The organism is Brevibacillus fortis (assembly GCF_003013395.1).
Lineage (GTDB): Bacteria > Bacillota > Bacilli > Brevibacillales > Brevibacillaceae > Brevibacillus > Brevibacillus fortis.
The window spans coordinates 1-24,304 of sequence record NZ_PXZM01000059.1 but is presented as its reverse complement, the minus strand read 5'-3'; the positions used below and the strand labels follow the sequence as shown (position 1 = coordinate 24,304).

Below are 24,304 nucleotides of genomic sequence, written 5' to 3'. Positions count from 1 at the left end.
GACAGGGGTCAGTGCATTCAATCCGGAGCGGACAGTCTACCCCCTTGCAGGGCGTAGGCCGAAGCGTAGACTGGAAATGCGCTTCTTCCCCCACTACAGCCGCTCGTTTAAACACAAACAAAAAGCATCTCTAATCCAACTTCAGAGATGCTTTTCACCCATTCATATATGCTATTGCTCAGAAAGCGACAAGCTTGGTACGCCGTTTAAATCAAGCCCCTCAAACTGTCCTTTTTCATACTTGATGAAGCCCGCTGCCGCAATCATCGCAGCGTTGTCCGTACATAGCGTAAACGGTGGAATCACCAACGGTATTCCTTCTGCCTCGCACCTTGCCTGCAACCGATCCCGCAATCCGCGATTCGCCGCAACACCGCCAGCCAGCAATACCTGCTTCGCTCCATGAGAACCGGCTGCACGAATCGTCTTTTCTACCAGCACCTCTGTTACAGAGTCTTGGAAGCTCGCAGCCAGATTCGCAGGTTCGATCGTCTCTCCTCGTTGTGCTGCATTGTGCAAGGTATTGAGTACGGCTGACTTTAAGCCGCTGAAGCTGAAGTCGTAGGAATGTGGCTCCAGCCATGAACGAGGGAGCGGTACATTTGCCTCCCCTTCATGTGCGAGGCGATCAATATGAGGTCCGCCTGGATACGGCAAATTCAGCGCTCGTGCTACCTTGTCGTACGCTTCTCCTGCGGCGTCGTCCCGCGTTTCCCCCAAAATTTCGAACTGACCGTGCTCCTTCATCCAGACAAGCTCCGTATGCCCGCCTGATACGACGAGTGCGATCAGCGGAAACTCCATTTCTTGCACAAGACGATTCGCGTAAATATGGCCCGCGATATGATGGACGCCAATCAGCGGGATACCCCTGGCCATGGAAATGGCTTTTGCTGCTGCGACGCCAACTAACAGGGCTCCGACAAGCCCAGGCCCGTACGTCACCGCAATTGCCTGGATGTCATCCAACGTTTTCCCAGCCTCAATCAGAGCCTCTTCGATGGTAAGCGTAATATTCTCTACATGTCTGCGAGAAGCCACCTCCGGCACGACTCCGCCAAACCTTTTATGGATATCGGCTTGGGAAGCGATGACGTTCGACAGTACCTCTCGGCCATCACGGATGACAGCAGCCGATGTCTCGTCGCAGCTTGTTTCAATTCCTAAAATATAAGTAGGAGCACCTGATTCCCTATGTGCTTCGTATTTTTGCTGTATGCGCTTCTCGTAGCGCGACGTATACGTTTTGTTCATTACAATGTCACCCACATAATGATTGCGTCCTCATTGTTATCCGAATAATATCCCTTGCGCCGTCCATGCTCTTTAAAGCCGAGCTTGATATACATGTTCCGCGCGGCTGTGTTCGAAGGTCGAACTTCCAGCGTCATGCTATGGGCACCCTGCATTTTGGCAACACCCATCATTTTGATCATCAGTGCCAATCCAACCTTCTTTCCACGATATAAGGGATGGACGGCGATATTTGTAATATGTGCCTCATCGATCACAATCCACATGCCGCAGTAAGCGATAACCCGATTTTGGTGAACGACGACTACATAGCGTGCATTTGGATTTCTCGTCAGCTCGTTGACAAATGCATCGTGCGGCCATGGAGTTGTAAAAGCTAAGCGCTCCAGCTCTGCCACAGCCCCAACGTCCTGCATCGTCATATAACGATATTCCAAATCGATTGGTTGACTCATGCTTTTACTCCTTTACGGCCCCCGCCTGCTTTTGGGCAAGCCACTTTGCTTCTGCTTCTGCCAGTTGCAAATACTCCGGAACCAGTTCATGCGCATTTCCACCGTCTTGAAGCTTGCGCAGTGCCACATAGCCGATATGGGCAGCGCGCGGGTGATTGAAAGCTGGGGAAGCAAATTGCGCTTGATTCCCGAGCTCTTGCACAATCGTCTCCCGATGCAGCCTCACATCTTCACCCAGGAACAAGATCGGCTCACCTTGTGCCAAGTCTCGCAACAGTGGCAACCATTCTCGCAACAGTATGATTTGTTCTGTGGACTGCGCTCGCACCGCCTCCATGCCATGGGAACGATAACAGCCGGTATACACTTGACCTCTGCGCGCATCGAACAGCGGTACAATCAGTCCAGAAAAGCCTGTGGCATTCATGGCAATTACCTCCAGACTGGATACACCAATGACTGGCACATTCAGTGACCAAGCCATGCTTTTCGCAGAGGCAACGCCGATTCTCACGCCTGTGTAGGAGCCCGGTCCGTTTGCCACCCCAAAACCGCTGAGTTCCTCTGGCGCTGTTCCTGTTGCATCGAGTAGTTCACTGACGCAGTCCATCAGACGCACGGAATGGTTTTTTTGCTGGTTCGTCGTCATCTCTGCCAAGACCCGCTCTTCCTCTACCACAGCTACACTTAGCACCAGATTCGATGTATCAATCGCCAATACGCGCATCAAAATCAAACTCCTCACACAATTTCACATAACGATTGCCTTGAGGAACCAGCTCGATTATCCGCTGTTCCTCCCCTTCTCTACGCAGGAAGACGGTCATCCGATCTGTCGGCAGGACATCCTCAATCAAAGAGGCCCACTCTACGACACAGACACCTTCTCCAAAAAAGTAATCGTCCAGACCAAGAGAGTCTGGATCATCGCCTACCCGGTAGACATCCATATGATAAAGCGGCAAGCGCCCCTGATATTCTTTTATGATGGTAAAGGTCGGACTGTTCACTACTTGTCGAACTTCTAGTCCTTTGGCCAACCCCTGGGTAAAAGTCGTCTTACCCGCCCCCAGATCTCCCTCCATCGCAAGGAAGTCACCTGGTTCAAGCAGACCTGCCAGTTGCTCGGCAAAGCGCTGCGTCTCCTGCGCTCCCGTGAGCCTCCATGTATAGCTCATTTCTTTCATCCACTCCTAAAATGGTTGAATCCCGCTTTGGGCAACGGGAGCTGTTGATCATCGCGCTGAAGCATCAATTTTGCCTCTTGGCTTTTTCCTACCACCTCACCGATGACAGTAAACGGTACACCATTAGCGGCAAATTGTTTGCTTACGGCTTCGAAGTGACTTTTCGCTAGCGTTCCGACCAATTGATAATCTTCACCGCCATAAAAAGCCCACTCCAACGGATCTTTCTCTACGTGCCGTGCATACTCCCGAACTTCGTCATGGATAGGTACCGTTGCAGCATCGACCAAAATGGATACGTCACTCGCCTCGGCAAGCTCCCATAGCTCTGATGCAAGTCCATCACTTACATCATTCAACGCACTGCATGCCCCTGATTCCAGCAGCAGTCTGCCCGCCTTTATTTGGGCAACGGGACGCTGATGGGCATCCATCAATGTCTTCCAAGGTAAAGATACGCCCCTTTCAGCAGTCTCGCCTTGCAAGAGAAGATGTAGTCCTGCTGCAGAAGTTCCGACATGCCCTGTAACAAAAACAAGCTGCCCAGGCTTAGCCTGTGAACGACGAATGGCACTCCCTTTTTCCACCTCGCCCAGTACAGTGACACTCAGGTGTAGGGCATCAGGCGCAGAAACGGTATCGCCACCAATGACACGAACTCCGTATGCCTGACAAGCCTCGTAAATTCCTTCATAGATTTGCTGGCATTCGTCAGGCGTCCATTGCGGACTTACCGCGATACTGACAAGCGCATACCGGGCAATCCCGCCCATCGCTGCAACATCGCTCACATTGCTGATAACAGCCTTATATCCGATATCACTAGGATTCATCGTTTTCTTCAAAAAATGAACCGTCTCCACCATGGCATCGCAACAAGCCACGACTTCCATTTCTGGCGCTGGGGAGAAGACAGCGGCATCATCCCCTATCCCGACGGTTAAACCGTTCCCTTCCTGCCCCGCAGAACGACTCGTCCATTGCCGGATCAGGGAAAATTCGTCGTGTGCCACTTCAAACGCTCCTTTTCCTTCGCGGAAAACATTTTTCGTCTGTTCATTATACCCCTGCTGTCAAAAGACGCGCAAGAAAGCTAACCGCCTCTGACGCTTTACGTCGTTAACTCCCGCAACAGCAGCTTTCCTTTGCAGCGTCCGCAACGATAGCGGCTTGGGTTCATCTTACGCTTGCGTTTGTAGCTCATGCCACATGCCTGGCAAACCAGCTCGTAGCGATAAGGCAGAGTCGTCCGACCGTTTCCTACCTGTTGGCAGTATCGGCTTCCTCCCACCTGACGCAGAAGCAGTTGAAAATCCTGATCAGCGTGGCGATATCCGCGCTTTTCTATGTGCAAATGATAATGGCAAAGCTCATGCTTGATGATCGCAATCAATTCCTCTACACCATGCTCCTGCAAATGCTTCGGATTCAGTTCAATATCATGCGAGCGCAGCAAATACCTTCCGCCAGTCGTGCGCAATCTGCTGTTAAAGCGGGCCTGATGGCGAAAGGGCTTGGCAAAAAATTCGCTGGATATCTGCTCTACCAGCATTTGCAGTTCCGAATCGGTCATCTCATCTCCTCCGCTTCCTTCATTTCACCATAGCAGTTCCAGTTGAAAAGTGCCAGACAGATAGGCTACACTGAGTGCAAATAAACGGTTGTGAGCGTTTATTTGCTGACCGCATGCGGTCATATCCTGTTTAATGAAAAGCGTCGAGACGTTTTTCACAAATAAACGGTCATTTAGACAGAATGGTGGAGGAGTTCATGCGTTACTTGTTGTTGCAGACCCGTGACGGGCTACAGTTTGTCTCGCTGCCCGAATCACATATGTACCAATTGATTGCTCTACTCAAACGACTTTACAAGGAAATTGACAAATTGACGATCACAGAACGTCCGGAATTGCCTACAGTTCTGGCAGACTGTGCGGATGTGGAGCGGTTAGAGAGCGGACTTTCGATCGTGGATGGTTTGGAGTACGTCAGTGGTCTGGAGCGCCGCTTCGCTGCCCTACAAGAGACAGAGTATCCGCTCATCTCTTTATTGACAGAGATCCGTGCCCTGCAAGCCCAATTGGAGTATTTGCACGATGAAGAAGAGTAAATGAAAATTCTAGGCACCTCCTGCTCGTCTCGGCGCATACATTGCCTATAGACGAATATCTCCAGGAGGTACCTTCATGCCACAATGGATGCGCAGGCAGTTGCAACGTGCCTTTAATGGGAAGGACGTTCGCCAAATTCGTGTGCTCAACAGTTGCTGGTTCTTATACTTAGAAAAAAATGGCGGCCGCCCTGACTGACAGGAGGCCGCCTTTTAGTTCATTCTTATCCTTCCGTTGGTGCGATCATGGTCATCCCTACACGCTGACGCTTCTCGTCAATTTCTACTACCCATACATCTACGATATCGCCAACTGTCACCACTTCCAATGGATGTTTGACAAAGCCCTTCTTCAAACGGGAAATGTGCACGAGACCGTCGTTTTTCAGGCCGATATCCACAAACGCTCCGAAGTCGACAACGTTGCGTACCGTTCCTTGCAGCTTCAAGCCCACACTCAGATCAGACAGCTGGAGGACATCGCTTCGCAAGAGTGGTTTTGGTAGCTCGTCACGCGGGTCGCGCCCTGGACGCAAGAGGCTGTCCACAATGTCTTGCAGCGTTGGCTCGCCAATCCCGAGCTTCGCAGCGGTCTCTTTTACATCCAAAGACTGTATGCGTTCCTTGCAGTCCTCGCTACCGATCTCATGAGCGTTAATGCCCAGCATCGACAATAGCTGGTGAGTCGCATCGTACGATTCCGGATGAATCGGCGTTTTGTCCAGTGGATTCGCACCCTCCATCACGCGCAGAAACCCGATACACTGCTCATACGTTTTAGCGCCCAAGCGCGGAACCGCCTTTAGCTGGGAGCGCTCCGTGAACTTCCCGATCTCGTCCCGTTTTTTCACGATATTCCCCGCCACTTGACGGCTGATCCCTGATACATACTGCAAAAGAGAAGGTGATGCGGTATTCACATCTACCCCGACATGGTTTACGGCAGACTCAACCACGAATTGCAGACTGTCTGCCAGCCTCGACTGGGAAACATCGTGCTGGTACTGACCAACCCCGACTGATTTCGGATCGATTTTAACCAACTCAGCGAGTGGGTCCTGCAAACGGCGCGCGATCGAAGCCGCACTTCGCTCTGCTACATCCAGGTCCGGAAATTCTTCCTTGGCCAGAGTGGATGCGGAATACACAGAGGCACCTGCCTCGTTCACAATGATGTACATGACCTCTCGCTTCAGCTCTTTCAGTAGCGTGGCAATGAACTGTTCTGTCTCGCGCGAAGCAGTACCGTTCCCAATCGCCACAACCGTAACCCCATACGTTTCGATTAACTGCTTCACTTTCACTGTAGCTTCCGCCACTTTATTGGCCGGAGGGGTCGGATAAACGACTGCAACCTCCAGCAGTTTGCCGGTTTCGTCTACAACGGCGAGCTTACAGCCTGTCCGAAACGCCGGATCTACCCCAAGTACGACTTTGCCTTTTACAGGCGGTTGAAGCAGCAGATTGCGCAGGTTTTCTGCAAAGATGTGAATAGCACGTTCCTCGGCGGCCTCTGTCAACTCGGCGCGAACCTCTCGTTCAATAGAAGGTGCAATCAGACGCTTATACGCGTCCTCGACTGTCAGTGTCAGCAGATCGCGAGCCACTGTATCACGAGGAATTGTGCGTTTTATTATCCAAGCCAAAATTTCTGCGACAGGCGCTTCAATAGAAACCTTCAAAATGCCTTCGTTTTCTCCTCGATTGATGGCCAGTACCCGATGTGGAACGACCTTTTTCAGAGGCTCACTATATGCGTAATACATTTGGTATACATTTTTCTCGTCCGCTTCTTCGGCCTTCTGCTCCGTTAGAAGCAATCCTTTTTGCACGGAGCGTTGACGAACCCACTGGCGAATTTCTGGATCATCAGATAGAAGTTCCGCCACGATGTCCATTGCTCCTTGCAAAGCTTGCTCCGTCGTCTCGACGCCTTTTTCCGGGTTGATATATGGTTTTGCTTCTTCTTCCGGATTCCCGGTTTTCGGTAAGCTCATGAAGTAGTTGGCAAGTGGCTCTAGTCCCTTCTCCTTGGCCATGGTTGCACGCGTGCGGCGTTTTTGACGGTAAGGGCGGTACAAGTCCTCTACCTCTTGCAGCTTGGTCGCACGCTCAATAGCTGTGCGCAGTTCGTCCGTTAGCTTGCCTTGCTCATCGATGAGCCGAACGACTTCTTCCTTCCGCACTGACAGGTTGCGTAAATAGCGAACGCGTTCCTCAATCGCTCGAATTTGTGTTTCATCTAGCTGCCCCGTCATTTCTTTGCGGTAGCGGGCAATAAAAGGAACCGTGTTTCCTTCATCCAGGAGGCCAACCGTACGCTCCACCTGGTGAGGTTTGACACCCGTATCTTGGGCGATTGTCTGGATCATCAACGTAAGCTCCATACCTGTCCTCCTGCGCTCATTCTTCGTCGTTTATTGTACCACATTTGCTAACAAGGACTGGAAAAAGGGAAGAAAAAAGAGGAGCCACTTGGCCCCTCTACGTCACGGTTTCCAGCTGTTCTACTTTCAATGCTTCTCTCAGCTTGCCCAACGCCCTGCGCTGAAGGCGGGAAATATGCATCTGCGACATGCCCATGATGTCCCCCGCTTGCTTCTGACTCAAATTTTGATAAAAAGTTAATTGAATGATTTCTTTTTCACGATGATCCAAAATTTGCAGGGCCCGCTCCAGCATCAGATTCTGCTCGACTGCTCCGTATCCTTCTTCCGTCGTCCCAACTAGGTCGAGTAAAGAAATGGTGTTGCCGTCCAGATCCGCTTCCAGCTCGCTGTCCATGGAAAGGGAATGATAGCTGCGCCCCATCTCCAATGTTTCCAGAATCGCTTCCTCTGTAACGCCGAGGCTGCTGGCAATGTCCGCAATTTGGGGAGAACGCTGTAGCTTGATCGTGAGCTCGTCGACCACCCGTTTAATCTTCGGGCTCAGCTCCTTTACTCTGCGCGGAACATAGACACTCCATGTCTTGTCCCGAATATAGCGCTTTATCTCACCCACAATGGTCGGGATCGCAAAGCTCTCAAATGTCCGCTCAAAACTAGGATCGAACCGACGAAAGGAAGCAAGCAGGCCGATTAATCCGACTTGCACGAGGTCTTCATACATGACTTGTCCGCGAACGAACTTCTTCGCTAACGATTCCACAAGAGGAGTATAGGCCCTCACCAGCTGTTCCTGTATCGCAGGATCTTTTGTTTCACCATACAGGTGGATGAGCTCCTTTAACTCCTCTGGACTATATTTCTGCTTCCGAGATTGTCCAGTCATTGCCAGCCACCCCATCCTGCCGAACATACTTGGTCATGGAGACTACTACTCCTGATTCAGAGCGAATCTCCACTTCATCCATAAGCGTGTGGATGAGATAGAGTCCGAGCCCGCCCTCATCCAAATCCTCAAGGCTTTTCCCTGCATAAATCGGCGTCAGTTGCTCAGCAATGAGCTCGTTTGAAAATCCAACGCCATGATCGCCTACCTCGATCACCAATCGATCTTCATAAACGTGGCATTGGATATGAATGGAGCCAGGATTCTCTGTTTCCTTGTATGCATGTCTTACTACATTCGTGCATGCTTCTCCGACGGCAAGCTTGATATCCTCAATCTCTTCATAAGAAAAGCCCATACGGTTGGCTACACCGGATACAGTCAGACGCGCTACTCCCAAATACTCCGCCTGGCTTGGCAAAGTCAATTGAATCACGTCTGCCTGAGGTCGATTTGGACCCATTACTCGCTCTCTCCTTTGCGGATGGCAATATGATCGTATAAGCCAGTGATGCGAAATAGCCTTTCCACACGCGGAGACAATTTGTGCACCTCAAATGTACGATTTCGTTGGATGCACTCTTTCATAATCCCGATGAAAATTCCGATTCCGGTACTATCCATATATTCTACTGCTTCCAAATCAACCGTAATGCGATTGATATCCGGCTTGGTGACGAGTGACATGAGTGTTTCCTTTACTTTCGGTGCTGTAAAAGCATCAATATCTCCACCAAGGACCACTCGGTGCTCTGTTTCAAGGCTCGTTGTCTGAATTAGCAGGTCCATCTGCGTCTACCCCCCGTACGTTGCTTAGGTTCTTCGAAGTACAATCATGGTGTAATCATCCAGCAGGTCAAACTGGGAGAGCAGAAGAAGTCTATTGTACAGGCCGTTTGCCATCTTCTGGGCAGATTCGCCCACCTCTTTTTGCAAATGGTGTACAAGCTCTTCCCTTTGCAAATAATATCGGTTATTTTTGCATTCTGTTACACCATCCGTCAGAAGAATCAGAACATCATTTATTTCTAAACGAATCTCCTGAACCTCGTATTCACTGTTTGGGCATAAACCGAGTGCATTTCCTCGCCCCTCGAGATCGTAAAACTTCCCTTCGGCCGACCTGTACAAAAATCCTGGCTCGTGCCCTGCCGTCGCGTAACGGAAACAGTGCTCCTTCGAGTCGTAACTGCCAAACAGCATCGTCACAAACATGCTCGGATCAATATTTCTTCCCACAATCCGGTTTAAATGGTGCAGCATTTCATCAGGACCTAGCTCCATTTGTCCAAGGCTGTCTATCGCATATTTCACCATCGACATACACATCGCAGCAGGCATTCCTTTTCCGGTAATGTCTGCGATGGCGACGCCAAAACGCCCTTCATTTTGCCCAATGAAGTCGTAATAGTCACCCGAGATTTGTTTCGCAGCAATACTCACTACGCCAATCTCCAGCTCTGGATAGACTGGAACCTCACTTGGCAAAAGTGATTGCTGCATCGCTTTCGCCACGGCTATCTCTGATTCCATTTGCTGATGCCTGTTTCGCCAGCTGTTTACGGATCGGTGCTCGTTCCCATATTCAATCATGACCTCTGTCAAAATGGAGAAGGAGGAGCGCACAAACTCTGGAACTTCCCCGAGCTGCTCAAGCGCTCGCGCATGCAAATCTGTTATTTCTTCTGGCGAAATATCTCGAGAAAGCATCCATTTGCCCAACTGCTGGGCTCCGTATAGCTGGTCCTCCCCTTGAGCACTCAGGTAATCCCGAAGAATTTTTACATACTCTTCTTGGAAGCTCCGGGTTACCATCTATCTCATTCCTCCTTTGCTTGATCGCTCCACTTTACAACAACGACACGTGTCCCTTCCCCCAGGGTACTGTGGATCTCAAATTCATCCATCATGCGCCTAACACCCGGCAATCCGGCCCCAAGGGCACCCGAAGTCGAATAGCCATCATCTAACGCCTGGCGAATATCAGGAATCCCTGGACCGCTGTCATTCGCTGTTATTTGCAAGCCGATCATTCCTTCGCGCTCAATCGGCGAAATGGTGATCGTCCCCGTACCCGCATACAAATAAATGTTGCGAGCCAATTCAGAGATTGACGTGGCGATGCGGGACTGCGTGATCGTACCAAAGCCAAACTGCTTCGACATGTTTCGCCCCACTTGTCGCGCCGTCACGATGTCTGATTCTTGTTCTATATTGATTGTCTCAGGAGAAAAGTCTGCCACAACCAAAAAAACCCCTTCCGCCTCGCTTGGTAGGTAGAATTGAGTTTTTTCTCTACCTTGAAAAATAAAGCATATTGTGTCGCATTTTGTCTTTTATTCTCTTTTCGAACAGTTCGCTGTGCACCTATAAAATCCCTGCAAATCTGACAGCAAAAAACCACTTGCTTCACTCAAGTGGCTTTTCCTATCAAATAGTCTGATCTTCTTTCACACGTTAAAAATCAATGAGTCCTAAACTGATTTGCAAGGATTCATTAACCCGATCCATCATCTCGTCATCGAGATGCGTAATTTTATCAGTTAGACGTTGTTTGTCAATGGTTCGTATTTGTTCCAACAGAATAACGGAGTCACGATCAAATCCATAAGTTTTTGCGTCAATTTCCACATGCGTAGGCAGCTTCGCCTTTTGAATCTGCGCCGTAATGGCTGCGACGATGACCGTCGGACTAAATCGATTTCCAATGTCGTTTTGAATGACTAAAACAGGCCGTACGCCTCCTTGCTCAGAGCCAACGACCGGGGACAGGTCCGCGAAAAATACATCGCCACGTTTGACAATCACCAGTCACACCCCGCTAACTAAGCGGACAAGAGTATGGTCAGCCTCTTGTTCAGCGCCAAAAGCCTCCGATGCCATATTCAGATTAATCTTCGCCATCTCCATGTACCCTTTTTGCATGGTCTCACGGATAGTACGTTTTTTACGCTCTTTTAAATACAAATGCATCGCTTGACGAATAAACTCGCTGCGATTGGATTTTTCCTTTTGAATAACGCCATCCACTTCCTGAAGCAAGTGTTGTGGCAAGCTGATCATGATGCGTTTCGTGTTTGACTTCGACAAGACAAATCCACCTCCAACCATGACCGTAACTTCCATCCGCTATGCTGGTTCTAGAAAGAACAGCCAGTATGAACAATACACATTATGTCGAATCCATTGCAAAAATATACCTACTGTGCGCTTTTTCGGTGAGAAAACGTGAGTGTAAACAATCCAAAGGTGTAGGTGAAGACTTCGTTTACCCAAAAAAGCCAGCTTTTTCGCTTAACTAGTATTCGTGTTCCACGGGAAAATTCCTGCTGATTTTCCTTGCTAGTTATTTACATTTTCATAGGACGAGTATTTCATCGTCAATGGGTGAAATACGTCCGTTACTTTCTGGTCGCGCAAATAGAGGCGCGGAATTCGGTAATTTAGCATACAAGGAACCTCGTAATTGATTGTTCCCAGCAAATCGGCAATTTCATCCAAGGAGATTTCCTCATCACCCTGCTTACCATACAAGACGACCTCATCATTGACCTCTGCTTCTGTCGATTTCAGGCTGACCATGATTTGGTCCATGCAAACTCTGCCTGCAATCGGGTAGCGAGATCCATTGTACAACACCTCACCACGATTGGATAAAAGGCGAGAGTAGCCATCTGCGTATCCGATCGGCAGTGTTGCGATCCACTCGGCAGGCTGTGCTGCATAGGTAGCACCATAGCTGACTGTGAATGGCTCATCTGCCTTCTTTACGTGGGCAATTCTGGTCTTTAGCGCCAAGGCGGGGGCAAGAATGACATCCGCACGTTCTTTCATGTACAAAGAAGGATACAATCCGTATAAACCTATGCCTAAACGAATCGTATCATACCCCCAATCGGGAAATGCGATAGCCGCAGCCGTATTGCAGCAATGAACCGTCGGCAATGTTTTATTTGCTTCACGCAGTGCTTGCAAAAAGGATTGAAACAAGTCGTGTTGTCGTCGCACATGGGTTGTATCTGGTTCATCCGCGCAGGCAAAATGCGTAAAAATGCCTGTCCACTTAAGCTTCGAGCATTCTTCAAGGGCACCTACAACCGCAAGCAGATCTTCCTTTGTCCGAACGCCCAAACGCCCCATGCCCGTGTCGGTCTTCACATGAATCCCGACAGGTTTGTGATTGTTTTTCTGAAGAATGTCGTTCGCATTCGTGATCCATTCGACGCTGTAAGCGGTTAACTCCACTTCCAGCTCGCTTGCGGTGACGATGGATTCGACAGGTGTGTAACCCAGCACCAAAATCGGCGCTGTGATCCCTGCCCTCCGCAAAACAAGCGCCTCATCGAGCAATGCAACTGCAAGTGAATCCGCACCGCTCGCCAACGCTTCTTTTCCGACATGGACAGCGCCATGGCCATACCCGTCTGCTTTCACAACAGCCATAATACCCGTTTTTTCTGGCAAATGGCGTCTGAATGTCTGAAGGTTTGCCCGGATGGCCTCCAGATCAACCTCTACCCAAGTGTCACGACAAAACGATTTCATTCCTATCTCCTCTTGTTCCCTTTTTTATAGTAAAACAAGCGCTCATTTAAATGGCTGAGAAATTGCCTGGAAACCATCAGTGATTCCTTTTTGCCGCCTACACGATAAAAATGACGGCCTTCATAAATTTGCTCGACTTCAGACAGCGGGTAGCTCTTTTCCTGTCCTGACATGGATATAATCAGGTGGGTCTTGGTCAACTTGTACACTGGACGAAAAATCGATTTGTACAGAAACGGAGACAATCCAACTACAGCAATGGCAATAGCGAAAACAAGCACCTTGAATCTCGTGTCATTGCTCGGGAAAAATTGAGAGAGAATCATCATCCCCAGCACAAACATGACAGTCTCGTTAATACGCATTTTCCAGCTTTTTCGCAGGAGCATGTCTTTGTAGGTCGATGCTTCCTCGTACAAAACTTCGTTAGACGGTTTCTTCATGTAAAGCATGCCACCTCATTCAATAAGTTACTCTGAATGTATCGTGTTTTCCCGCTGTGTGTCAATTCGCGGATTGTCCCCTCACCTCATTCGCGCGTTGGTTTTTATGTACAAATCGTCCCACATCGACCAATCCTGAGAAAATAGAAAAGCAGATGGGATCAGCTCCCACCTGCTGTTTTTTCTACATCGTTTCCTTCTTGTCTTTTTTCTCTTTGTCATGTCTTGGGAAAACGACTTTTTCAAAGCTGCCATCCACCATCTTTTGCACCATCGCTGTCAATTCCTCGCTGCGTTTGTCTGCTTGCTCCTGTGTGAGCTTTCCTGCCTTTACTGCTTCTTTCAGCTTGGCTTCTTGCTGACCTACCAAGAGCTCGATGACGTCATCCACTTCTACGCCCTGCTCCTTGGCGATGGTTGCCAACGATTTCCCTGCTTTTTGCTCTTCCTTCAGTTTGTCTGCATCCAGCTTGAGGAGGGACAGCAGTTCTTCATTATTTTTCTCGAAGCCCATTCCTTTACCCGGTCCACGTCCTTGATGCGTGTTTTGCACCATTTCTTTTACCCGTTCGCTGGCATTCTTATTCATTTTGTCGGCTTGTTCCTGTGTCAGCTTCCCGGCGGTTACCGCCTCTTTCAGATTGGCCTCTTGTTGTTTGACCAAAAGCGCTACCAGATCATCCAAGGATACACCTTGCGCTTCTGCGATGGTAGCCAGCGATTTCCCTGCTTTTTGCTCTTCCTTCAGTTTGTCTGCATCCAGCTTGAGGAGGGACAGCAGTTCTTCATTATTTTTCTCGAAGCCCATTCCTTTACCCGGTCCACGTCCTTGATGCGTGTTTTGCACCATTTCTTTTACCCGTTCGCTCGCATTTTCATTCATCTTGTCGGCTTGCTCCTGCGTGAGCTTGCCTGCCGCTACCGCCTCTTTTAGCTTGGTTTCCTGTTGTTTTACCAACAAAGCCACCAGATCATCCACAGATACGCCTTGAGCTTCTGCGATAGCAGCCAGCGATTTGTCCGCTTTCAGTTGTTCTTGGAATTTAGCGGCATCCAGTTTCAAAAGGGACAGCAGTTCTTCGTTTTTCTCGAAGCCACCGATGAAGCCACCTTTGCCGAAGCCTTTATCCGGTTTCGTGTTTTCTACCTGTTCTTTTACGCGATCGCTCAGATTTTCAGACAGCTTATCTGCCTGCTCCTGCTTCATCTTGCCTGCTGCTACTGCTTCCTTCAGTTGGGCCTCTTGCTGTTCAACCAGAAGTTCCACGACATCGGCAGTGTCGACTCCTTGGGCTTGTGCAATCGCTGCGAGTGTTTTCCCTGCCGCAAGCTCTTCTTTCAGCTTGTCAGCATCCAGCTTCAACAGCGAAAGCAGCTCTGTATTTTCTTTGAAGTTTTCTTTAAAGCCTACTCCACCGTGGTGGCCCATCTTGCCTGTTTTGAATTTTACTTCTGTCGGTTTATTCAATAAGGTTGTTTGTGCTGAATCGGCTGCCATTGCTCCGCCTATGCTACCCAGACTCAGAACCACTGCCATCGTTCCCATCAGCATTCCCATTTTCGCTTTGCTAAACATATACACTCAACCCTTTCATTTGCTAGTGGTGTGTGCTGCCTCTTTGGTACAAGACCAAGTGTACATGGATATTTTTAGATTCCCTTTTGAGAAAAAAGGAAAACTTGAGGGAAAATCGAGGAGTAGTGGAGGAAAAGAAAAAGCACAGCTCTCTTCGACTCTGACACGCCAGCGTGGGTGATTGACTGTCCGTCTCCACTTCAAAAAGAGGACCGTCGAGCCAAAGCCACCCTACGGGCGGACGTTTCTCAAGGAAGAAGTGTTCGACAAGCGTGGTCCTCTTTTTGAAGTTCCGACTGGGTAGGCGTTGTCAAGGTCTGCGAGCCCTGTGCTTTTTCTTTTCGCCAGCTTTTCATCCTAATTAGTCTAAATGGACGGAGTTCTTCTCAAATAGTAGAACAAAGCCGCTTGGGAAGAAGTGCATTTCCAGTCCAAGCGCCTCTGGAGCCCGACCCAGTCCCACTCACAGCAGGGCGTAGGCCGAAGCGTAGACTGGAAATGCGCTTCTTCCCCTCCACCGCACCCTCTCCCAGAAGACAGCAAAAGAGGACGGCATTCACCGTCCCCTCTCCCACACTTTTATTTCGCGCTGAGACCATATGTCGACTGTGCGACATTCACCATTTCTTCCTCTGGAAGATCTCCTGCGATTGTATATTCGATGCCGTCGAGCTCCCATGTCAGAAGCCGCTGATTTTCACCTGTCTGCGCAAGCACCCCAACCGTAAAGCCGAGGTTTACAGGCATCCCTTGTTCATACGACACAGATGCTGCTGTCGGACGTCCTTCAATTACTTTGTAGTTGTAGGCCCCTTTGTAGGTCAAGATGACTTTTCTCTCCCCATCACGAGTAACTGGCTCGATATCTCCTTGCGTAACCCCTTCAGGCGTATACGTAGGGACAATGACACCGAATTGGCTGTTCGGCTGTTTCACGACCTGTCCATTTGTTTGGGCCATTGTTGGGATCGTTGCTAACGAGCTCGTTGTCATGTTGCGCTCTTTGTCAAAAGCGTCTTTGTCAAACATAGGGTTGAACGAAAAATCAGTGAAATCAATCCGTACGAGCGGATTCATGCTAGCATCCATAATTTCGGCGTGCGTAGGTTTGAAATCTTCTGTCAGCCAAATTTTTTGCTTGGTCAAAGAACGATTGCCGCTGTAGTTCGCTTTCACTTCAAACACATACTGTTTTTCTTCCATCTTCATTTGTCTCTCAGTGTCATCGATAATGCTCTTGGCCAGCGTTTCGTATAGATACAACGGTCCGTTGTTCTCAGGCCAGCCACTTTGGAAACGGAAGCTCTTGTTCAGATGCGGGGTCAGTACAAAGACGCCTTCATTGTTTCTCAAGATGATTTGTGTAATGCCACGCTGCTTCGAGGTGAGAGCTACCCGATAGTTGGTTGGCTTTTCATACCAGACCTGAACATCGTACTCCATGGGGGTAGAGCCTGTCTGCATGGTCAAAACAGCCTGAGACTTGTACCCAGACATTTTTCCCAGCGTACCGTTCAGGTCGCTCACCACATCTTCTGGTGTTTTCTGACCGAAACAACCGCCGAGGAACAGGGTGAAAACCAACAATAACACCAGTGGTAAAGCTACCCGTTTCATTCAATGAACTCCTCCTTGTCAATATTTTCGACAAAGAAGGGCATCCCTGTCTATTTCCTGGGAAATCTGTCAGTCTCTCGCCTATGCAGCGCACATCGTGTCAATGGTTGCGAATGGATACGAAGTTGGCGATATATCGCTTGGATCGGCTACAGACTTAGCCTTCCTGTGTAAGAGCAGGTAGTCCCTCCTGATCTACGCGATATAAATGTATGTCCATCCTCGTCCCAATATGCAGACAAGTTTATCTTTCTTCTACAATTACTTGCGCAATGGCATGCGTCTGGCTATGTGAAATGCTCACATGAATATGCACGCGAGCTGGGTCCAGATCAAGTTTGCTGTACACCTCGTTCTTTATGGTCATGACCGGCTTGCCCGCATGATTCGGGAGGATTTCCATATCCAAAAAGCTGACTACAGCACCAATGCCTGTGCCAAGAGCCTTTGCTCCCGCTTCCTTGGCAGCAAATCTGCCTGCAATCATTTCCGCCTGTCTCGTATCTGCTTTTCCTTGCAGGAGCTGCTGTTCATCTGTGGTCAAAAAGCGTTTGATCGCACTCTCTTGTCTTTTTATCAAAGTAGCGATGCGCTCTATTTCCACAATGTCTACGCCTGTTCCAATGATCATGAGCAAATGCCTCCTAGTGGGCTGATTTACGAATCACAGTATCATCCACTTCCACGCTTTTGCAAGTGCGAGGATAGAAATCACATTCAGCGCATAGACTTTACGTAAAAATAAGAAAACCCCCGCAAATAGCGAGGGTCTTTGTCCGCTGGCTACTACTCAGTAGCTTGGCCAGAAGATTGTTGCGAAGCCGATTGTTGGTTTTGACGGCGAACTTCCGCAACGTTTGTTTCACTTGCGAATTCAGTCGCTGCGTTTTGGGAAGCAGCGCTTTGTGCAGATTGTTGAGCGGATTGTTGGTTCTGACGACGAACCTCTGTTGCGTTTGTTTCACTTGCGAATTCAGTCGCAGTGTTAGCTGCTTGGCTAGCTTGGTTCGCTTGGCTCATACCAGCTTGTCTGTTTTGTTTAGGCATCGTTCCATTCACCTCCTCGACGTCACTGAATATAATTTGTACCGCCCCCTACTTGTGTATCCATCCTTTTTTTTCCAAATCGTATTGTGGATGCACTTGCTTTGTTGCGACCATTCAGGCATATTGGAAGTGCAAGGCTTCTACTCTTGCTTGTGAAAGGAGCAATTCTATATGGCTCATAAGGTCATCATCTATACCCAAGTCACTTGCGGTCCTTGTCAGGAAGAAAAAATGTGGCTGACTTCAAACAATGTGGCATTCGAGGACAGAGACATCCGTCAGAACGAAGCTTATTTTCAGGAAGCCATTCAGCTAGGTGCCAGCATGACACCCGTCACCTACATTGAAAAGGAAAACGGCGAGCAAATTGTCATCCATGGATTTGACAAGGAAGAACTAAAAAAAGCGTTGGATCTCAATTGATCCAACGCTTTTTACGACTGATCAGCCAAATGAAGGTTCACTTGCGGCTGATTTTTGTTTGACGATTGGCGACATGTCCGGCAAGTTAGACAAAATTTGCTTCACTTCAGGACTGCATTCCGTATTAACGGAGTAATATACCCATGGTCCCTTCCGGCGCTCTTTGACCAAACCATGAGTTTTTAGTTTAGCCAAGTGCTGGGAAACAGAAGGCTGGGAAGTTTGCAAAATTTCTACGAGATCACGGACACATAAGGACTGTACTTGCAGGAGAGCCATGATCGTCAAGCGCGTCTTGTCACCAAGTAGCTTATAAGTCTCTGACAAAAACAGTACCTGCATCAAATCCATTTCCATAAGGATACCCACCTTTGCCTTACATATCTGTTTATCAGTATACTATATGGCTTATATGATGGGGAAGATAGGAACGCAAAAGTTATGTGAACCCTGCTTATACATCTTGCTTTTTCATCGCCTCAATGATCTTGTCTGCAGTGCGCGCAGCCAGCGCCATGACTGTATTTGTCGGGTTGCTTCCGCTCGAGGTAACGAACGTAGAAGCACCCGCTATGAAAAGATTGGGTATGTCATGTGACTGCCCATATTCATTCACAACAGAGGTTTCCCTGTCATTCCCCATCCGGCAGCCCCCCATGAGATGCGCGGTATCAGACACCACATGCTCCGGCTGTCCCCCCATCGCTTCTATAATCCGGTTCATTTGCTCAATCGCATGCTTGTACAGCTGTTTGTCGTTTTCCTGATAACTGAACGTTACCGTAGGAATCGGCATTCCGTATTCATCTTTTTCCCCTGAGAGCGTCACCCTGTTATCTGGATGAGGGAGCACTTCCCCTACCAAGGTGACCCGCGCATACCTATTGTAATCCAGCATGGTCTCTCGAAGCTGTTTTCCCCATAAATACGAGCCGTCTTCCCTCTCGGCAGATATGGCAGCCGCCATCCCGACCGGACGTGCTCCATGTGCACTCAACGTATATCCGCGGGCAAAACCCCGTTCCCGGTCCGTCTCATAAAAATGCTGGGTCAAGGCAAGGACAGGTGTTCCTTTGTACAATCGAACTTCCTCTGGGAGTCTTCCGTATACATCATGGCTGGAGTGGGGCATAATTGCTTTTCCTACCCATCCACTCGAATTCGCCAGCCCTTCGGGAAACTGAGCATTTGCCGAACTGAGCAGCAATCTGGGAGTCTCCACTACAAACCCGGCCAAAATAACCACACGAGCCATTTGCCTGTGCGTCAAACCATTATGGTTGAACAACACGCCACTAACCCGGTCGCCAGCCATCAAAATTTCCGTCACCATGCAGTCAGAAAGTACCTCTGCCCCCTCCCCTATCGCTTTGGGAATATGATGAATCAACCCGCTGTATTTGGCATTCGGCATGCACCCTTGATTGCAAAAGCCACGATTGATACAGGGGGGACGTCCATCAAAAGGAGCAGATAAGATCGCCAGAGGGGCGACCACACTCTCGATCCCCAGCTTCTCGCACCCTTCCCGGAACAACTGGGCATTGGCACTGATGGGCTCCCGAACGGGGTAAGGATACGGGCCTTGAAAGGAACCCCACGGAAAATGATTCGGACCTGATACGGCAATCTCACGTTCAATCTTGTCGTAATACGGGGCAAGGTCCTGATACGTAATCGGCCAGTCTTCCCCTACGCCGTCTACGCTCTTTGTCTTAAAATCACTCTCGTGGAAACGAAGGAACACCCCCGTAAAATGCACGGTGCCTCCCCCAATTCCGCGTCCTGAGTTGTTATATCCCAAACGCAGGGGGTCATTTCCTGCTACCAGCCTTGTTTCCTGCCAGGCCAATCTGCGCATCGACAGCTCATCACTTGCAAAATCGTGTTGCGGGTCCCAAAACGGCCCTGCTTCCAGAACGACAACACGCAACCCGGCCTTTGCCAGCTCGTAAGCCAGTACGCCCCCTGCCGCTCCAGCACCTACGATGCATACATCTGCGTCATCGGCGTATTTTCTTTGATCCACGGGAGTGGGGCGATGAGTAATCGTACGATGGTCATGACTCGTCATTTGCTTTCGCCTCCCATGGGTCCGTCAATCCTTTTTCCACCCGTACATAGCCTCGCGGATAAGCCGGGCCGCCATAGCCGATATCCGACCAAACCAACGGATGTGAATAGTACGCACTAACTGTGTCGTGCAGCAACCGCTTAAAAAAATCGACAGAAGCGAAGTCTGTCCACGGCTCATGGTTTTGGATGCCCCCATTCGCGACATGCTGAAGAACGGCCTCCTGCTGGTCTAGCTTCAACGCAACAAAGTCAGCTCCATAAGCGGCATGACTCTCCGCATCAATCCCTTCCAGGCCCGAGCGGTAGAGCTCTTTTTTGGGTGGAACTCCAACCTTTCGCTGCGACTCGCCAATATTACTAGCCGTCGTATCATCCAGATGCTCCACCACAAAGGTCAGCACCTCCAGGCGGTGATCATTGACCAATACGCCTACGACTGTCTGTAAGAGCAAGGATTCCTTCTTCGTAAAAAATTGATTGGCCATCGCGGGCATTCGTCTGGCCCCTACCACTTTCCTGGTGTGAGCATCCCACTCTGTATGCTGGTCCCAAACATCATAGGATGGGTAACGTCCAGTCTTCTCCATGTCCTCTCACCCCTTCCATAACGTTTTTTACCAAAACAGCGCAAGAAGCCCCAATGCTGCAATAGCCGTGATCAGTAAAGGAAGAATTACAGGAGGACCGACGAGAAAATTTTGACCTTGCGAATAACCTCCCACACGCTGCCCAACTCCGACCGTATGCAAATAAGCTCCGTACACGCCGCCAGCCATGCCGACAACCATCATCAAGGCAAACACCCAACGCAGCCACCCCGCATTCACAAACGATAAAACAATAGCAGTCACCGCAAATACAGGAAGCTCAAGTACGGGAATCCACATTGCCCAATGTCGGAAGTTTTGTCTGGCGTGAAAAAGTGTGACCTGAACCGCAATCAGGACAAAGGCCAGTCCAGCAAAAAGAATCAGCACGCGTTCGATCGGCCAGCCATGCCACATGGAAACATCCTCCTTTTTACGTACGATGCGCCTATTTTTTCCGTCCGCGTCTGGTCCTATTCTGTTTGTTTTACTGCAAGCCACTTAATGAATAGAAAAAAGCCTGCTGACTATCAGCCAGCAGGCGAGGCGTTTCCTTTCCTATGAAAAATAGACCAAACCAAAAAGAACGGACCTCGAAAAGTCCGCTCTCCTACCATCATGCCTATTGAATTATCCGAAACGTCCGGTAATGTAATCCTCTGTTCTTTTGTCACGAGGATTTTGGAAGATCGTCGGGGTACTGTCAAACTCGACTAGCTCACCATTCAAGAAAAACGCAGTCTTATCGGAAATACGTGCTGCCTGCTGCATGTTGTGCGTCACGATTACAATCGTATAACGGTTCTTCAGCTCTTCCAGCAGCTCTTCGATTTTGGCTGTAGAAATCGGGTCAAGGGCAGAGGTTGGCTCATCCATCAAAATGATCTGTGGCTGTACCGCGAGTGCCCGCGCGATACAGAGGCGTTGCTGCTGTCCACCGGAAAGCCCTGTTGCTGGCTTTTTCAGCACATCCTTCACTTCATCCCAAAGGGCCGCTGCCTTGAGGCTTGTCTCTACCAACTCGTCCAGCTTGTTACGATCGTTCATGCCATGGAGTCTCGGCCCGTATGTGATGTTGTCATAGATGCTCTTCGGAAATGGATTCGGATGTTGAAACACCATGCCGATATTTTTGCGAAGTCGCTCGACTTCTACACGAGAGCTATAAATATCCTCGTCGAACACTTTTACCGTTCCCGTTATTTTGGTATTCGGTACAGAATCGTTCATACGATTCAACGTCCGTAAAAATGTAGACTTACCGCAGCCTGACGGGCCGATTAAGGCTGTAATAGAGTCAGACTCTACATCCAGATTTATATGATAGAGGGCTTGCTTATTACCGTAGAAGAGATTCAACTCTCTCACCGAAATAACGCTCATACGGTCTTCGCTCCTTCGTGGTTGTTACGTCCTTTTACTTCCCCACTATAGCGCACCAATGTTAGGTTTCCGTATGATGTTTATTAAGTTTCGATAAAGATTTTTTCTTAGGACTTTTTACATAGGTCATCTTACATTAAGTTATGGTAAATGTTGCCGGTAAAGCATATACGCTCCCCTAGGTACCCCCTACAATAAAGCTGAACGTTTTGACGAATAAGGGGAGAACAATTAATGCCAGACATAAGAAAACTATGGGGTCACTCGTCGTTTCATTATCGTTCAATTTTCACTAGGTTGTTCGCAGGCATTATGGGGATGGTAGTCTGCATGATGGCAATCGCCGCTTTCTTCATCAGCTATCAGTCCGAAGCCACACTTAATGAAAAAACAAAGCAGCAATTACATGAGGCATCGGGTGCAGCTCTACAGAAAGTACATAGCAGGGTCTATGACATCGTGACCGCCTTGCAATCATTTGCTTCCACTTATAAAAACAGTAAGGTCACCAACAGCCAGATATTTGGCATTTTTACAGATATGTCTGCAAGCAATCCTACGATTTCCGAATTACAGATCGTCACTACAGACGGACGGTACTTGACCTTTCCTGGATCACCCCTCGACAGTTCCTACGATCCGCGAAAAATGGACTGGTATGAGGGGGCATTGAATCAACCACAGCAGGGGGTTTTTGTCTCAGATGTCTTCCAGTTTTCCGAGACGGAGTTTCCAAAGATCGCCGTCTCCCTCCCTTTGCGCAATGAAGACGAGGAGCCCGTAGGCGTCGTCGTGGCATTTGTCTCAGTCCCGAAGCTGAGCGAATCAATCGGTCAAATTAAGCTAGGGGAAACCGGATATGCCATGATCGTTGATCAACAAGGCAAGCTGGTCGCTCATCCCGATCAATCCTATGCGTTGCAGCGCCCCCTTCTCACAGAGCTTGCGATCGTCCAAAACATCATCGCTGGTCAATCTGGCTACGAACCGAGCAGGATCAATGAGGTGGACTCTTTTGCCGCCTATCAATTTGACCCCTCCCTCAAATGGGGTGTGATCGTCGTACAGTCGGTATCCGAGGTAAAGCAAGAAGTACGTCGCCTGCAGCTAACCATTTTGGCCGTCTCACTCGTCGGACTCGCTGCACTCGCACTGATGCTGTATGTGTACGTACGCCGAATCATCAAGCCGATTAAGGAAGCACAACAAAAAATGTCCGCCTTTAGCGAGGGCGATCTCCTGCAAACCATGCACGTACATAGCAATGATGAAATTCGCCAGCTGGCCGACAGCTTCAATCGAATGAGTGAACAAATCCGGACGATCATCGGTAAAATCCAGTACGTCATCGCAGACGTCAAACAAGTAGCCGATCATGTAGGGAAAGGCTCCCGCCATTCTCACGCCATGCAGTCAGAAGTCGTATCCGTAACAGAGCGGCTTGCCCAAGAAATGGACAACCAGCAGGAGCAGATCGATGATATCCACGCTACAATGGCCGACATCACGCAGGAAATGTCTCGGATCACAGACTCAATGGAACAAGCAATCGTACAAAGCCAGGAATCACGTCAGCAAAATGCCAAGGCAGCAACCTCCATTGATTTGCTCAAAGAAAATATGCACAGTATCTCAGAAGATATGAAAGCTTCGCTGCATGCCATGTCCTCCATGCGAGAGAGCATGAGTGATATCAACGAAATGCTCGGTCTGATTTCCGCAATCTCGAAACGAACTAAGCTATTGTCCTTCAATGCCCGAATCGAGGCTTCCAGGGCTGGACAAGCCGGGATCGGCTTCAGCGTCGTAGCAGACGAAATCCGCTTGTTATCCGACCAGACTGAAGAGGCATCGGCCCGTATTCAAAAGGTAATTGTATCAGGGGAAGAACGAATGGAGCACGTAGCCGCCTGCTTGCAAACGACCGATCACGCTACTGTAAATGGCATTCAAACCTTGCACCAGGCAGCCTCTATCTTTCACAATACGATACAGCTCAGCGAAGCGTTGACTGCGCAATTTGAATCGATCAGAGTGCTCACAGGAACAATCTCGACACAGAGCCAGGTTATTTCACAGCGAGTAGACAATCTGTCTGCCTCTGCACAGCAGGTAGTATCAGGTACACAGCAAGCCGTGGCCGCCAATCAAGAAAGTCTATCCTTATCAGAGCAATTTCTCGATGACTCCCTGCGCTTGGCAGATATCGTTGAGGATCTGGAGCAAGCGATCAAATTTTTCAGAGCGGAAGACAGTCCCTCTCTCCAAAGACATTCATCATGACACGAAGAAGCCCTCCTGCAAGCACATGTGATATGCTCCCCTTCAG

29 protein-coding genes are annotated in these 24,304 nt (G+C 49.2%); 4 read left to right on the top strand and 25 right to left on the bottom strand.

Annotated elements, in window-relative coordinates; all coding sequences use genetic code 11:
- Nucleotides 1-171: 171 nt before the first annotated feature.
- From tsaD to C7R93_RS28620, 6 genes are all read right to left on the bottom strand, one after another.
- The gene (gene tsaD, locus C7R93_RS28645) at nucleotides 172-1,254 is read right to left on the bottom strand and encodes a tRNA (adenosine(37)-N6)-threonylcarbamoyltransferase complex transferase subunit TsaD (RefSeq protein ID WP_106841975.1); all 1,083 of its coding nucleotides are present in this window, start codon (nucleotides 1,252-1,254) and stop codon (nucleotides 172-174) included.
- Entirely contained in the window at nucleotides 1,254-1,709 is a 456-nt protein-coding gene (gene rimI, locus C7R93_RS28640; RefSeq protein ID WP_106841974.1) for a ribosomal protein S18-alanine N-acetyltransferase, read from the bottom strand. The genes tsaD and rimI overlap by 1 nt, the downstream gene beginning before the upstream one ends.
- A 4-nt stretch (nucleotides 1,710-1,713) precedes the next feature.
- A complete protein-coding gene (tsaB, locus tag C7R93_RS28635) occupies nucleotides 1,714-2,436 on the bottom strand; it encodes a tRNA (adenosine(37)-N6)-threonylcarbamoyltransferase complex dimerization subunit type 1 TsaB (protein ID WP_017246604.1) in 723 nt (240 codons plus the stop codon).
- Nucleotides 2,417-2,887, bottom strand: a complete 471-nt coding sequence (tsaE, locus tag C7R93_RS28630; RefSeq protein ID WP_106841976.1) for a tRNA (adenosine(37)-N6)-threonylcarbamoyltransferase complex ATPase subunit type 1 TsaE — start codon at nucleotides 2,885-2,887, stop codon at nucleotides 2,417-2,419. Before tsaE ends, tsaB begins: the two co-directional genes overlap by 20 nt.
- Before the next feature lie 5 nt (nucleotides 2,888-2,892).
- On the bottom strand, nucleotides 2,893-3,909 hold the full coding sequence (gene thiL / locus C7R93_RS28625; RefSeq protein ID WP_106841973.1) for a thiamine-phosphate kinase: 1,017 nt from the start codon (nucleotides 3,907-3,909) through the stop codon (nucleotides 2,893-2,895).
- A 98-nt stretch (nucleotides 3,910-4,007) separates the two neighbouring features.
- Nucleotides 4,008-4,469 (bottom strand): SprT family protein, encoded by a 462-nt coding sequence (locus C7R93_RS28620; protein ID WP_106841972.1) that lies wholly within the window; start codon nucleotides 4,467-4,469, stop codon nucleotides 4,008-4,010.
- Nucleotides 4,470-4,666: 197 nt separating this feature from the next.
- Between C7R93_RS28620 and C7R93_RS28615 the strand changes: the two genes are divergently transcribed.
- Nucleotides 4,667-5,005 (top strand): hydrolase/acyltransferase, encoded by a 339-nt coding sequence (locus C7R93_RS28615; protein ID WP_106841971.1) that lies wholly within the window; start codon nucleotides 4,667-4,669, stop codon nucleotides 5,003-5,005.
- Between the two features lie 76 nt (nucleotides 5,006-5,081).
- On the top strand, nucleotides 5,082-5,204 hold the full coding sequence (cmpA, locus tag C7R93_RS28610) for a cortex morphogenetic protein CmpA (RefSeq protein ID WP_012684250.1): 123 nt from the start codon (nucleotides 5,082-5,084) through the stop codon (nucleotides 5,202-5,204).
- A 25-nt stretch (nucleotides 5,205-5,229) separates the two neighbouring features.
- On the opposite strand, the gene C7R93_RS28605 is transcribed toward cmpA, so the two are convergent.
- From C7R93_RS28605 to C7R93_RS28535, 14 genes are all read right to left on the bottom strand, one after another.
- Nucleotides 5,230-7,392, bottom strand: coding sequence for a Tex family protein (locus C7R93_RS28605; protein WP_106841970.1), 2,163 nt, complete (start codon nucleotides 7,390-7,392; stop codon nucleotides 5,230-5,232).
- Nucleotides 7,393-7,489: 97 nt separating this feature from the next.
- Nucleotides 7,490-8,278, bottom strand: a complete 789-nt coding sequence (gene sigB / locus C7R93_RS28600; protein WP_106841969.1) for an RNA polymerase sigma factor SigB — start codon at nucleotides 8,276-8,278, stop codon at nucleotides 7,490-7,492.
- Nucleotides 8,247-8,741 (bottom strand): anti-sigma B factor RsbW, encoded by a 495-nt coding sequence (gene rsbW, locus C7R93_RS28595; protein WP_106841968.1) that lies wholly within the window; start codon nucleotides 8,739-8,741, stop codon nucleotides 8,247-8,249. Before rsbW ends, sigB begins: the two co-directional genes overlap by 32 nt.
- Nucleotides 8,741-9,067, bottom strand: coding sequence for an anti-sigma factor antagonist (locus tag C7R93_RS28590; RefSeq protein WP_106841967.1), 327 nt, complete (start codon nucleotides 9,065-9,067; stop codon nucleotides 8,741-8,743). The genes rsbW and C7R93_RS28590 overlap by 1 nt, the downstream gene beginning before the upstream one ends.
- 24 nt (nucleotides 9,068-9,091) lie before the next feature.
- Nucleotides 9,092-10,093: a PP2C family protein-serine/threonine phosphatase gene (locus C7R93_RS28585; RefSeq protein WP_106841966.1), complete on the bottom strand. Its 1,002-nt coding sequence runs from the start codon at nucleotides 10,091-10,093 to the stop codon at nucleotides 9,092-9,094.
- Between the two features lie 5 nt (nucleotides 10,094-10,098).
- On the bottom strand, nucleotides 10,099-10,527 hold the full coding sequence (locus C7R93_RS28580) for an anti-sigma regulatory factor (RefSeq protein WP_106841965.1): 429 nt from the start codon (nucleotides 10,525-10,527) through the stop codon (nucleotides 10,099-10,101).
- A gap of 208 nt (nucleotides 10,528-10,735) precedes the next feature.
- The gene (locus C7R93_RS28575; RefSeq protein WP_005830205.1) at nucleotides 10,736-11,086 is read right to left on the bottom strand and encodes a type II toxin-antitoxin system PemK/MazF family toxin; all 351 of its coding nucleotides are present in this window, start codon (nucleotides 11,084-11,086) and stop codon (nucleotides 10,736-10,738) included.
- 3 nt (nucleotides 11,087-11,089) lie between these two features.
- Nucleotides 11,090-11,389: a CopG family ribbon-helix-helix protein gene (locus C7R93_RS28570; protein WP_016740787.1), complete on the bottom strand. Its 300-nt coding sequence runs from the start codon at nucleotides 11,387-11,389 to the stop codon at nucleotides 11,090-11,092.
- A 231-nt stretch (nucleotides 11,390-11,620) separates the two neighbouring features.
- Nucleotides 11,621-12,823 (bottom strand): alanine racemase, encoded by a 1,203-nt coding sequence (gene alr / locus C7R93_RS28565; protein WP_106841964.1) that lies wholly within the window; start codon nucleotides 12,821-12,823, stop codon nucleotides 11,621-11,623.
- A 2-nt stretch (nucleotides 12,824-12,825) separates the two neighbouring features.
- Nucleotides 12,826-13,266: a hypothetical protein gene (locus tag C7R93_RS28560; protein WP_106841963.1), complete on the bottom strand. Its 441-nt coding sequence runs from the start codon at nucleotides 13,264-13,266 to the stop codon at nucleotides 12,826-12,828.
- Nucleotides 13,267-13,450: 184 nt separating this feature from the next.
- A complete protein-coding gene (locus tag C7R93_RS28555; protein ID WP_106841962.1) occupies nucleotides 13,451-14,842 on the bottom strand; it encodes a coiled-coil domain-containing protein in 1,392 nt (463 codons plus the stop codon).
- A 579-nt stretch (nucleotides 14,843-15,421) separates the two neighbouring features.
- Nucleotides 15,422-16,459 carry an outer membrane lipoprotein-sorting protein gene (locus tag C7R93_RS28545; RefSeq protein WP_106841961.1) on the bottom strand — a complete coding sequence of 346 codons (1,038 nt, stop codon included), beginning with the start codon at nucleotides 16,457-16,459 and terminating at the stop codon, nucleotides 15,422-15,424.
- A gap of 244 nt (nucleotides 16,460-16,703) precedes the next feature.
- The gene (gene acpS / locus C7R93_RS28540) at nucleotides 16,704-17,090 is read right to left on the bottom strand and encodes a holo-ACP synthase (protein WP_106841960.1); all 387 of its coding nucleotides are present in this window, start codon (nucleotides 17,088-17,090) and stop codon (nucleotides 16,704-16,706) included.
- A gap of 155 nt (nucleotides 17,091-17,245) precedes the next feature.
- A complete protein-coding gene (locus tag C7R93_RS28535; protein ID WP_106841959.1) occupies nucleotides 17,246-17,506 on the bottom strand; it encodes a gamma-type small acid-soluble spore protein in 261 nt (86 codons plus the stop codon).
- Between the two features lie 171 nt (nucleotides 17,507-17,677).
- Between C7R93_RS28535 and C7R93_RS28530 the strand changes: the two genes are divergently transcribed.
- Nucleotides 17,678-17,929: a glutaredoxin family protein gene (locus C7R93_RS28530; protein WP_106841958.1), complete on the top strand. Its 252-nt coding sequence runs from the start codon at nucleotides 17,678-17,680 to the stop codon at nucleotides 17,927-17,929.
- 21 nt (nucleotides 17,930-17,950) lie between these two features.
- Here C7R93_RS28530 and C7R93_RS28525 read toward each other — a convergent pair whose 3' ends face one another.
- The 5 genes from C7R93_RS28525 to pstB all read right to left on the bottom strand — a co-directional run bounded on the left by C7R93_RS28525 (nucleotide 17,951) and on the right by pstB (nucleotide 21,975).
- Nucleotides 17,951-18,286, bottom strand: a complete 336-nt coding sequence (locus tag C7R93_RS28525) for an ArsR/SmtB family transcription factor (protein ID WP_106841957.1) — start codon at nucleotides 18,284-18,286, stop codon at nucleotides 17,951-17,953.
- Nucleotides 18,287-18,383: 97 nt separating this feature from the next.
- Nucleotides 18,384-20,003 carry a GMC family oxidoreductase gene (locus C7R93_RS28520; protein WP_106841956.1) on the bottom strand — a complete coding sequence of 540 codons (1,620 nt, stop codon included), beginning with the start codon at nucleotides 20,001-20,003 and terminating at the stop codon, nucleotides 18,384-18,386.
- Nucleotides 19,990-20,592: a gluconate 2-dehydrogenase subunit 3 family protein gene (locus C7R93_RS28515; protein WP_106841955.1), complete on the bottom strand. Its 603-nt coding sequence runs from the start codon at nucleotides 20,590-20,592 to the stop codon at nucleotides 19,990-19,992. Before C7R93_RS28515 ends, C7R93_RS28520 begins: the two co-directional genes overlap by 14 nt.
- Nucleotides 20,593-20,619: 27 nt before the next feature.
- A complete protein-coding gene (locus C7R93_RS28510; RefSeq protein ID WP_106841954.1) occupies nucleotides 20,620-21,009 on the bottom strand; it encodes a hypothetical protein in 390 nt (129 codons plus the stop codon).
- Between the two features lie 213 nt (nucleotides 21,010-21,222).
- Entirely contained in the window at nucleotides 21,223-21,975 is a 753-nt protein-coding gene (pstB, locus tag C7R93_RS28505) for a phosphate ABC transporter ATP-binding protein PstB (protein ID WP_012684227.1), read from the bottom strand.
- Nucleotides 21,976-22,305: 330 nt separating this feature from the next.
- Here pstB and C7R93_RS28500 point away from each other — a divergent pair, with 330 nt between their 5' ends.
- Nucleotides 22,306-24,258 (top strand): methyl-accepting chemotaxis protein, encoded by a 1,953-nt coding sequence (locus C7R93_RS28500; RefSeq protein ID WP_244191684.1) that lies wholly within the window; start codon nucleotides 22,306-22,308, stop codon nucleotides 24,256-24,258.
- Nucleotides 24,259-24,304: the final 46 nt, after the last annotated feature.